General features: G+C 32.8%; 13 protein-coding genes and 1 pseudogene. 9 read left to right on the forward strand and 5 right to left on the reverse strand.

Going from position 1 to position 11211, the window contains the following annotated elements:
* The first annotated feature begins 192 nt into the window (after positions 1–192).
* The 6 genes from COD11_RS08725 (at position 193) to COD11_RS08755 (ending at position 6219) form a co-directional block, all read left to right on the forward strand.
* Complete coding sequence (locus COD11_RS08725; protein WP_098796380.1) at positions 193–1173, forward strand: stage II sporulation protein P; 981 nt, start codon at positions 193–195, stop codon at positions 1171–1173.
* Positions 1174–1260: 87 nt separating this feature from the next.
* Positions 1261–2421: a stage II sporulation protein P gene (gene spoIIP / locus COD11_RS08730; protein WP_255301564.1), complete on the forward strand. Its 1161-nt coding sequence runs from the start codon at positions 1261–1263 to the stop codon at positions 2419–2421.
* A 243-nt stretch (positions 2422–2664) separates the two neighbouring features.
* Entirely contained in the window at positions 2665–3396 is a 732-nt protein-coding gene (locus COD11_RS08735) for an urease accessory protein UreH domain-containing protein (RefSeq protein WP_098796381.1), read from the forward strand.
* Between the two features lie 92 nt (positions 3397–3488).
* Entirely contained in the window at positions 3489–3695 is a 207-nt protein-coding gene (gene copZ / locus COD11_RS08740; RefSeq protein ID WP_098796382.1) for a copper chaperone CopZ, read from the forward strand.
* Between the two features lie 882 nt (positions 3696–4577).
* Entirely contained in the window at positions 4578–5477 is a 900-nt protein-coding gene (locus COD11_RS08750; RefSeq protein WP_098796384.1) for a multicopper oxidase family protein, read from the forward strand.
* A 169-nt stretch (positions 5478–5646) separates the two neighbouring features.
* A complete protein-coding gene (locus tag COD11_RS08755; protein WP_176551022.1) occupies positions 5647–6219 on the forward strand; it encodes a DUF1541 domain-containing protein in 573 nt (190 codons plus the stop codon).
* A 68-nt stretch (positions 6220–6287) separates the two neighbouring features.
* On the opposite strand, the gene COD11_RS08760 is transcribed toward COD11_RS08755, so the two are convergent.
* From COD11_RS08760 to COD11_RS08770, 3 genes are read right to left on the reverse strand one after another with little or no spacing between them, the layout of a single operon-like run.
* Complete coding sequence (locus COD11_RS08760; RefSeq protein ID WP_098796386.1) at positions 6288–7226, reverse strand: F510_1955 family glycosylhydrolase; 939 nt, start codon at positions 7224–7226, stop codon at positions 6288–6290.
* A gap of 28 nt (positions 7227–7254) precedes the next feature.
* Positions 7255–7941 (reverse strand): response regulator transcription factor, encoded by a 687-nt coding sequence (locus COD11_RS08765; protein ID WP_098796387.1) that lies wholly within the window; start codon positions 7939–7941, stop codon positions 7255–7257.
* The gene (locus tag COD11_RS08770) at positions 7916–9316 is read right to left on the reverse strand and encodes a sensor histidine kinase (protein ID WP_098796388.1); all 1401 of its coding nucleotides are present in this window, start codon (positions 9314–9316) and stop codon (positions 7916–7918) included. The genes COD11_RS08765 and COD11_RS08770 overlap by 26 nt, the downstream gene beginning before the upstream one ends.
* 157 nt (positions 9317–9473) lie before the next feature.
* On the opposite strand from COD11_RS08770, the gene COD11_RS08775 reads away from it, so the two are divergent.
* A complete protein-coding gene (locus COD11_RS08775) occupies positions 9474–9773 on the forward strand; it encodes an AbrB/MazE/SpoVT family DNA-binding domain-containing protein (protein WP_098796389.1) in 300 nt (99 codons plus the stop codon).
* Positions 9774–9829: 56 nt separating this feature from the next.
* Positions 9830–9991, forward strand: coding sequence for a hypothetical protein (locus tag COD11_RS26755; protein ID WP_176551023.1), 162 nt, complete (start codon positions 9830–9832; stop codon positions 9989–9991).
* Positions 9992–10044: 53 nt separating this feature from the next.
* Here COD11_RS26755 and COD11_RS08780 read toward each other — a convergent pair whose 3' ends face one another.
* Together COD11_RS08780 and COD11_RS08785 are read right to left on the reverse strand one after the other, a co-directional pair.
* Positions 10045–10494, reverse strand: coding sequence for a DUF305 domain-containing protein (locus COD11_RS08780; protein ID WP_098796390.1), 450 nt, complete (start codon positions 10492–10494; stop codon positions 10045–10047).
* A 153-nt stretch (positions 10495–10647) separates the two neighbouring features.
* The gene (locus tag COD11_RS08785) at positions 10648–10977 is read right to left on the reverse strand and encodes a four-helix bundle copper-binding protein (RefSeq protein WP_098796391.1); all 330 of its coding nucleotides are present in this window, start codon (positions 10975–10977) and stop codon (positions 10648–10650) included.
* A gap of 130 nt (positions 10978–11107) precedes the next feature.
* Here COD11_RS08785 and COD11_RS26470 point away from each other — a divergent pair.
* Positions 11108–11211, forward strand: a pseudogene (locus COD11_RS26470) (SpoVR family protein); the annotation flags it as partial.

Here is an 11211-nt window from a genome sequence, read left to right on the forward strand (position 1 = left end):
TGTCGAGGAAGTATTTATAGAGTGAAAAGTCACTGGAAAGTACCAGTGACTTTTCTTATTGTATTCTTTTTTACACGTCCTATAGATAATCTCGACTTATTTATTATTTAATAAAATGAACAAAGATAAAATATTCTTCAAATCTAACCGATAAATAAAGTAATAAGTTATTACTTTGATAGAGGGAAGACTATGAATGATCTAAGTACCAAAACATTAAAGTTATTATTATTTACCGTAGTAACACTGTTTTTAGGGTTGTTAACAGTAATTTTCTTTCTTTATGAAAAAGAGGAACCCCGAATAAAAAAAATAAGTGAAAGTGGGGAGTTAAGTACAAAGGTGAATGTTAACTCTTCAAATAGCTCAGAATTTATGAGTAATAGTTCCTCAGATGTGTCAACTGAACTTGTACCAAATGATGATTCACTTAAAAAGGATGCAGAGCTGATTCAAGAAAGAATTGATTCATTTAACGAAGAAGAAATAAAAAGACCAGAAATCAACCAGAAAAACTTTCACAGTACATTCGGGAGAAGGGTAGTTTTTATCTATTTTTCTCATACTAGAGAATCTTTTTTGCCTTACTTTAAAAAAGGAACTGCCCCAGAGAGTGCATACCATTCCAAAGTAAATATATCACTGGTTGGAAACAGATTAGGAGACTCCTTGAGAAGCAATGGAATTTGGAATGAGGTTAGTCAAATCGATATAGTAGATATGTTAAATACCCGAAACTTAACATTTGGTCGTTCTTATCAGATGTCCAGAGAAGTTATTGTGAATGAAATGAGTAAAAATAGAGATCTAGAAATGGCTTTTGATATTCATCGTGATTCATTACCAAGAGAATATTCAACAATTGAAATTGGTGGAGAATCAATTGCCAAAATTTCGTTTGTAATTGGAAGTGGACATGAAAATTATAAGCGAAATTTAGATTTTACGAATGGTATTCATGAAGTTATTGAGAGGAAATATCCTGGTCTTTCTAGAGGAGTCATCATTAAAGGTAAGTCTCAAGGTAATGGTGTCTATAATCAAGATTTACTACCTAATAGCGTTATTGTTGAAATAGGTGGTGTAGAAAATAATCTTGAAGAACTATATCGGAGTGCTGATATTTTAGGAAATGCCATAAGTGAATACTATTGGTATAAAGTTCATGAATAAAATGTACACTGTAATATTTGTAATAATTTTTTAGCCATTCAACCCCTTACTTCTTCATATGATGGAGGAGAAAGGGGTTGTCCTATTATGAAAAGATCAGCAAATCAACCAAAATATCTCACTTCTTATATAGTAGCGTTGATCATTATGTATCTACTAATCGGGACTATTATCTTAATGAATTTAAAAATTGACTCAGTTGTTTTGCAAAAATCCATTAATAATTTATACAGTAAAGACCTTTTTGCACATCTCCTTCGAGCTGAAAATCATTATTTTTATCCTAAAGAGACAGATGAATTGTTCACACTTTCAAATGCTTCTAAAATGGCAATTCAACTTGCAACCAGTGTTAAGCCCACAGATGCAAGAACATTCTTAGGGAATGAATTACCAGGATTAAGACTATATGATACGGAAATCATTATTGCGGGAGAGGGAACAGATTTAACCACGTTGCCATACGAGTCTTCTCCTCCGACAGAGGTTTTGCTAGAAGAAAGGAAAGTAGCTGAGGAGAAATTAAAGCAGACTGAAAGTAACTCATCTGAGGATAATACCCAAGTTTCACCTCCACAGAAGAAAACAGTCTATATTTATCAAACACATAGTTGGGAATCATTTTTACCCTTACTGGAAAATGCACAAGTTCCAAATGACGCGATCAGTAATGATGAGAGGGCTAATGTGATAGGGTTAGGAAAACGAATGAGTCAAAACTTAATAAATAAAGGTATTGGTGTTGTTCATGACACGACCAATATGACCAAAACTTTGAATGAAAAAGGAATGAGATCCACTAAAGCATATTCTGTATCTGGTAATCTTGTCGAAGCTGCCGTGTCAGAAAAAGAAAATGAGTTGACCTATTTTATTGATATCCATCGTGATTCTGCCAGGAAAAATCTAACCACGAAAAGCATTAGTGGTAAAGATTATGCAAGATTATACTTTGTGGTTGGAAAGGAACACGATCGATATTTAGAAAATCTTAATACGGCCAAAGAGCTACATAAGAGACTAGAGGCAAAGTATCCAGGTATAAGTAGAGGTGTATTCCTCAAAACAAAAAGTGAAGGGAACGGAGTTTATAACCAAGATGTTTCAAATAAAGCAATGCTTGTTGAAATAGGTGGTGTCGATAATGATCTAAATGAATTATATCGATCGGTCGATGCATTTACAGAGGTTTTTTCAGAGTATTATTGGGAATTAAATGAAGCAAAAGAGGTAAATGGTAATGGGTAAATTATTTCCTATATCACTGAAATGGTTGTTGTTCACTTTTGGTTCAAGTGTAGTATCTATATATTTAACTGGAATTTCTATCATTACGCTTTCAGTTTTTTTAACCGGTTTTATCTTTTCAATTGGATATTTTTATAAAGATCAATTATCCAATTAAATCCAAATATCTCATTTGATAAAAAACTCCTTCATAAAATCTGCAAATTTTTGTACTAAACTAATGCCAGGGAAAGGGGGAGAATTGTGTATATTTTCATCAGCAAAATAAGCTCATTGCTAAGCCAACCATTTTCTAATATGGCAAATGCACTTGAAGGATTTCCGATTGCATTTGCATTTGTATTGGGACTTGTAGGGGCAATGGCTCCATGTCAATTTGTGGCAAATGTAAGTGCAGTCACTCTGTACGGTAATCGTTCTCTGCAAAGTAGAATCGTATGGAAAGATATTTTAGGTTTTATCTTAGGAAAGATTGTTGCATTTTCTCTTTTAGGGATATTAATCTGGTTTTTAGGGCGGGAAATTGAAGGTGTCCTCACCATTTATTTTCCATGGATAAGGAAACTAATGGGTCCTCTTTTAATCATAGTAGGATTGGTTATGATTGGTGTTATTAAAATAAAAGGCACTTTTAGATTCATAAAACAGGCTGAAGATAAGCAAATAGATAGACCATTTGCTTCCTTCCTATTAGGGTTTAGTTTCTCACTTGCATTCTGTCCTACAATGTTTGTATTGTATTTTGTCACCTTAATGCCAGTTGTTTTGTCTAGTTCCTATGGTTTTATTTTGCCGACTTTGTTTGCACTCGGCACGGTTTTACCATTAATTATTACGATTTTTCTCATATGGTATTTAGGAGCAAGTGGGGCTTTATTAAAGAAAGGTAGAAAGCTTGGAACCCTTACCCAAAAATTTGCAGGGGTCTTCATAATTCTAGTTGGGATACTTGATAGCTTTACATATTGGACCTAATAAATACCTTATTTGACAATAGAAATTTCTTCGTTTAAGGTTCATGCTTTAGAGGAAAATAAAAGAAAGTTTTAGAAAAGGAGAGATTAACGATGGAAAAAGTAACATTAAAAGTGAAAGGTATGTCATGTGGACATTGTGTAAGTTCGATTGAAGGAAGCGTTGGGAAGTTAAATGGTGTTCAATCAGTAAAAGTGAATCTAAGTTCTGGAGAAGTTGATATAGAATTTGATTCTTCAGAGGTTCATTTAAAAGATATTAAGGAAACAATTGATGAACAAGGTTATGATGTTGAATAGGATGTAAATAATTCATACTATACTACTTATTATTTACATTACAATTTGATAGAATTAGTTTAAAGGATCATTTGGTGACTATTTACAGTTGTTATCCTCCTGTAATAATTTTCGAATTGATTTTGAAAATAAAAATTAAGGATGATAACAATAAAATTTGGTCAAAAAGTAATTTATAAGGGTAAAATACACTTTATTTTCTTTAATCATGGTAATGGGCTGTTAGAGATACAAAGTGGAGATACGAAAGAAATAATCTTGGTTAAAGAAGAGGATTTAATTTTACGAGTTAAATGAAAAGAAAACTGCCTATTTAATCGTTAACAGGTTCAGCTTTGAAGAACAAAAGTGATTATTCACACTCGTTTTGGTATATGTATGGATTGTCCATTATTAAAATTAATTAAAAGCATCGATTTTTCGATGCTTTTTCTGCGTTGTTGAAGTTATCGAATATGATTTGCATAGGGGTCATAGAAACCTGCAAGTAATACAACACTGCCTAAAATAATAATTGTTCCTACTATTATCAGACCATTGCCAATAAGTTTATCCCTCTTTTTGCGTGAGATTATTCCTAGTGTTATAAAAATCAATGCGAAGGGTATTAGTAGTAGTCCCATTCCAATGTTCAATGTTCATCTCTCTCCTTTAAAAACAACAATAACACATACGCTAACTAACAACAGGTATATTTTAACAGAAATTATAACCAGCCTTTAATTTTCTAAAATAGTCGCATTAATCCAGCAAGAAAGTAGTAAATATTTAAAATTAATTTATATAAATATCAATTTAAACTAATACTTCATTCGCATTCCTCATAATGACGAACTGTCTAACATATTTTTAAAATAAGATAAAAATAATGGGGGAAATCTTATGAATTGGGAAAGTAGATTGGTCATGCCAAATGGAGTGAATGCACCATATCAAAAAGCTGGTAATATACGATACTATAAATTAATAGCTCAACCCTCAAAAAATAAGATTATTGAGGAAATAACTATCGATGGACTTGGTTTTAATGGATCGATACCAGGACCTCTCCTAATATTTAAGCAAGGAGAGATGGTTCAAATTGAATTAGAGAATCGTTTAGATAAACCAACGTCACTGCACGTACATGGATTATCAAAACCTGTTTCTCAGGATGGGATTCCTGAAATAGAGCCTACTCCATCAATTAAACCAGGAGAATCATACGTGTATCAATTTCCAGCATGGCAAGCAGGTACATTTTTTTATCATGCTGGAGATCCATCACAAATCCCTCAGGGGTTATTGGGACCGTTAATTGTGTTGCCTAATGAGAACCAATTAACAGGAGGGGAAATTCCTTATCGTGATTATGTATTAGTTTTGCAACAATGGGATATCCCCCAGGAAGAATTAGGCGAAATTTCACCAGGTGTTTATAAGCCTAAGAAATTTGACACAAACCCAAACTTTTTTACAATTAATGGGAAGTCATTTCCTGATACAAAAGGATTACAAACGAAATATGGAGAGAAAATCAGGGTGCGTTTCATTAATAAATCTAGTGCCGCACATTCTATGCACGTTCATGGACACGACTTTCAAGTAGTTAGTGTAAATGGATTTCCTCGTTATCAAATGTTTGATGATACAATAAATGTTGCCTCTGGACAGCGAATAGATATCGAGTTTATGTCCGCTAATCCTGGTACTTTCCCAATAAATGGAACAAAAACATTTCATCAAACAAATAACGGGAAAACACCAGGTGGTATGATTACTAAATTAATTTATAGCCAATAAGAAATGATAAGCAGCGAGTAGAAATTTCTATTTGCTGCTTTTATTATTTTTTACATAGTTGAAATATATATTGCATACTTTCTGCAAAATTCTTTGCTATCTTTAATAAACACCCTACCCTTCTATTTATTGGTCAGAATGATTTTAATTATGAATGAAGAGTAATAAGATGAGAAAAAAACTGGGAATAGGTATTGCGACACTAACTTTAGCTATTTCTTTATCAGCATGTTCAAGCAATGATGATAAAACGAATGAAGAGAAAAATTCAAGTTCCGAACACAATACTGAAATGGATCATTCTAAAATGAATCATTCAGGTTCTGGTGAAATTCCAGAAGGATTAAAAGAAGATGAAAATCCAACTTATAAAGTTGGGAGTCAAGCTATTCTTGAAACAGATCACATGGAAGGTATGAAGGGTGCGGAAGCTACAATTATTGGAGCGTATCATACAAATGTTTATGTTGTTTCTTATTCCCCAACAACGGGAGGAGAAATGGTTCAAGATCATAAATGGGTCATTCATGAAGAAATTGAAAATGCAGGAGAACAACCATTTGAACCAGGAACAGAGGTTGTGTTAAACACTGATCATATGGAAGGTATGAAAGGAGCAACAGCTGTTGTAGAATCAGTAGAAGAAATGACAGTATATATGGTTGATTACACTCCAACAACTGGTGGTGAGGAAGTGAAAAACCATAAGTGGGTGACGGAAAGTGAATTGTCATCACAATAGGCATGTGGGGGCTTAAAATAAAGAAAAGAACTTGAGTAATCCAAGTTCTTTTTTTGTGTATATTATTGCTATGATTGTATCTTGCCCTTACTTACTAAAGTAGTCCATGATTGACCATTATCTTTTGTTTGGTAAATATCATTTTCATAGGTAACCACAGTCATCACTTCTTCTTTTTCTGGATGGGATGAAATATACATCACGGGATTTTGTCCGTTCACTTCTTTTGGAAGAGGTATTGCTTCTTCTTTTTCATCACTTAGTTCTTGTTTATAAAGCGATACCTTATCTCCTTTTAAAGTAAAATAAAGTAGGGATTTTTCTCTAAATTCAACACTTGTAACTGGTTGAGAATGTGATGCTAGAGAGAACGAATCACCATGATCGTCTGAAATATATAAACCTTGATCTGTGGATATTGCAACAATATTTGCTTTGGTTGGGTGAGTGGCTATATTACCTATATTGTTAAATGAAAGCTTCTGCATCTTACTTTGTGTCCAATTTTTACCTTCATCTTTGGAGTAATAAAACCCACTATTTAATCTTGAATTTTTAGATTCATTAATCACATAAATGATATGACTGTTGAAGCCTGCTGCTAAATAATGAAAGTCTGTTTCACCATAAAATGCAAGTTTATTTAACGTTTTTCCACCGTCAGTACTTTTTATAATACCAAGGGGATTCTGTAAATCGGACCCATGCGCTGGGTGTCCACTTGAATAGAAGCCTACATCAGTTGCTTGAAAACCCATGTAGTCATGTTTGTTTTCGGTTATTTTAAACCACTTTTCATTTTTGAATTTTAATAATCCATCATGCGAAGCCAGAGACAATTCATTTGTATTTCCTGCATAACCAATTCCGTGTATATGTTCAATTTTTTTGTCTTTTAATTCTGTATATATTTCAGAACCATTATTCGTAGTCTGTTCATTTTCTCCCTGCGAACAAGCGGTTAATAACATACTTATTAGAAAAAATGAAGATATCTTTTTTATCATTATTACAATAATACCTCCTGCTTCTTGATTAGTTACTAGAGAGCCATTTATAACCAACTCCCCAAACTGTTTTTAAATATTGTTCTACTGGAAAGTTAGATTGTCGTAGTTTTTCTCTCATGTTCCGTATATGCGAATCAATAGTTCGATCCTCTGTTTCAGCTTTTAGCCCCCATATGGTTGAGAGTAAATGTTCTCGTGAAAATACTTTATTTTGGTTTTCTAAAAATAAGTTAAGTAATGCATATTCCTTTGGTGTAAGTACGATTTCTTTCTTCTGAAATGTAACCTGATACGTAGATTGATTTATTAACAAACCTTCAAATCTGATGATATCTTCAGAGTGAAAAGTCCTGCTGGTTCTCCTCATAATCGCTTCTATACGTGCTAACAATTCTTCTTCATTAAAGGGTTTGACCAAATAATCATCAGCACCTTTTTTTAATCCTTTAACGATATCTTCCTTTTCATTTCTTGCTGTTAACATGATGATTGGTACATCAGATATTTCTCTTATTTTTTCACAGGTTGTCCATCCGTCTATTTCAGGCATCATGATATCAAGAATCACAATATCGACTTTTTTGTGTTGCAAAAATTCTATGCCTTCTGGACCAGAGTTCTTCTTAAAACACGTATATCCATAAGGTTCTATATATAAGGATAATAAATCGAGCATTCTTTGCTCATCATCTATTAACAAAACTGTTGTCATCATAAAGTCCTTTCAGTGTAATCTTAAAGCATGTACCTTTATTTAATTGGCTTTCTACCGTAATGTTTCCACCGTGAGCATCTACTATTTCTTTAACTATGGATAATCCTATTCCGTAACCCCCTGTTAGCCTGGAACGTGATTTATCAACTCTATATAAACGATCAAAGATATATGGTAAATCTTCAGCAGGAATCCCTATGCCTTGATCTTTGACAAATATCTTTACCAAATTCCCTTCGTTTGTTATTTCAATTGTAGTCAAAGTGTGGGTATCAGAGTATTTTAAAGCATTATCCAATAAATTTAATAAGACCTGTTCAAACCTAATAGGATCAATATCTACAACAGCATTGATTTTACAAACGAATTCAAGCCTAACTCCTTTACTATCGAAAGCTGGCTTCATTTTTTGAAAAATGGAGTACATGAATGAGCCAATTTTCACTTTTTCCTTAGAGATAGTAAAAGTATTTTGATCCATTTTAGCTAAATCAAATAATTCTTTTAGAAGGTCACCAACATGGTTAGCTTCTTCATAAATAATATTTAAATAACTAAGACGGTCTTTTTCGGATAAGTTTTCTCTTCTAGCAATATCTGTATAACCTTTAATGTAGGTAAGAGGAGTACGTAGTTCATGAGAAATACTCGCTAAGAACTCGGTTCTCTCTTTTTTTAAATAGTTTAAGTCGTTTGCAAGTTTTTGAATAGAAGTTGATAACTCACCAATTTCATCATTTGTAGTCTTTGGTAAAGAAACTGAAAAATCACCTTTGCTTATTTTTCTGGTCGCTTCCTTCATTGATATTAATGGTTTTGTAAGAGCTTTTGATAAAAAGAATATGGTAATCAACATGAAAAATAAAATGAGCACTGAAGCTAAGATAAAATGTTCATTTAATCGTGAAATAAACCTTTGTATTTGGTCCGTACTTTTGAACATGTAAACATAACCAATATCTCCTTTCGGACCCTTAAATGAGGAGACAGTAGAAATATATTGTTCATTTTGCCAATCTGCTTGTAGGATTAGACCTTCATTCGGAGCATCTAGGTCAACGCTATTTCTTGTTAAGATTTTGCCCATCCCATCATCTATGGGTTTAGATGAAATCATTATTTTCCCAACCTCATCGGTTATGACAACTTCTGTATCTGTTCCTGTCTCCATAATTTGAATATGATGTAACGTCGATTCATCGTATGATATATCTAAAACATCACTATGACTATTTCCACGTGATTTTAATGAGTCTAACTCTTCATTAACAAGAGAATGTACAACATTACGATGTAAGAAGAACATTGAAGATGCTTCAATGATAAAAATACAGATAAAAAACCAAAGACCAAGTTTGATTGAAATTTTCATAAACTACACCTTTTTATCTTTATAAGATTATTGTAATGGGAAATTGTTGAGAAAATTTGCAGATTTGTTGCTTTTTTATTGAATTACTTAAAAATGCAAACTTTCTCCATAATTTTTTATTATCATGAAAAAAACCTTTGTTTTAGAGGTGGTTTCAATGCAATTAAAACTAACTAAATCGGGACAAGTCTATCTTCCAAATTGTATCAGAAAAGACATAAATCTCGAACCAGGTGATAATATCTATATTTTTGTGGATAATAAAGCAATTATTTTAGCAAAAGAGGCATGTGAAAAAGAAAATCAATGCATACTTAGCAATAGGGGGACACTTCATATTCCAGTTGAAATAAGGAGAATTTGTAAAATAACTACTTCAATGAAGTTTAACGCAATTCTTAACATAGAAGATAGGAGAATTGTTTTAAGTAAAGACGATTACGAAACTGAAGGATAAAATAATAATAATTGTGAATAATACTCCTGTAAAAATTAAGTTAAAGGAGTTTTTATATGAACAAAGCAGATCTTCAAGAATGTATTACTGAATGCGAAAGTGCATTAACTCATTTAAATAATGCAATTGGTAAAGCACATGAGCAATCAAAACAAAGAATGCAACATGCTGTTAAAGACTTGGAAGAATGTATTGCGGAGTGCCGAAGCCTTCTTTAAACAGATAAAAAACCTCCAAATGGAGGTTTTTTAGTAGTAAGATAGTAAGTAATTTATTCTTCTTCTAGATCCTCAATTAATTTCTTCATTTCATCAATTTCTTTACGTTGAGCTTTAATAATTTCATCTGCTAGTTCACGAACTCTCGGATCAGATATTTCTGCACGTTCACTAGTTAATATCGCAATAGAATGATGTGGAATCATGGCTTCCATATAGTCGGTATCATCCACCAATGTTTGACTTCGTAATAGGAAAAGTGAAAGCGAAAAAATAAGAACACTAACAACTGCAATTCCAATATTTACTTTTCTGTTTTTTAGCATACGGTACATAAAACCTAACATAATAATAGTCATTGTAGAACCCATCAACAGAGCCATGTAAAGCCTTGATTCACTAAAAAAGACATGATCAAGACTGTACGTGCTTAAATATTTAAAAAGGAACATGATAATAGTTGAAGTGATGATCATCCCAGCAAATTTTAGGTATTGTTTCATGATAGCAACTCCTTTCAAGACTATTTACATAGTGTTTTACCCAATTATTAGGTAAGTATGCTTAGTTTTTTGTTTGAAACTTAGTTAAAGAGCAAAGCTAATTATGCTTTGCTCCAAGACTTTAATTATTTCTTATTCAGTTCCTGGTAAGGTTTATGAAGCCATTTGGCGACATGCATCTGCACATCTAAAGCAAGACTCAGCACATTTTTTACAATGATCCTGCTCATGTTTTTCACACTCTTTTCCACATGCCTCACATATTTCAGCACACAGTTTACAAATTTGTTCAGCAAAAGGACTATTTGATTGCATCGCTTTTGCTGCAAAACTACAAATATCCGCACATTCTCTGTCAAGGCGAATACAGTATGACATCATTGCTACATCTTCTTCTTTAAGGCATGCACTATAACAAACATTACAAGCCTCCATGCATTCTAAGCATGCTTGGATACATTGTTTATATTGTTGGTTTAACATTTGGAATACCTCCTTATTTTTTTACATTATTCATAGTACCCGTCCAATGCAGAAAATAACGTAGTTTTCACAAACTCCTTAGAATCTGCACATTTTATGAAAGAACACTGACATAACAAAAACACCATTACGATACGAAGGCTGGGCTTCGTATTGGCATCAACGTATTATCCGAGAGCTGGATCTTACTTCAGATGAAGCTGTAGAGTTCGCGAAGCTGAATGCTGGTGTTGT

This window comes from Bacillus sp. AFS040349 (assembly GCF_002577655.1).
Classification (GTDB): domain Bacteria; phylum Bacillota; class Bacilli; order Bacillales; family Bacillaceae; genus Metabacillus.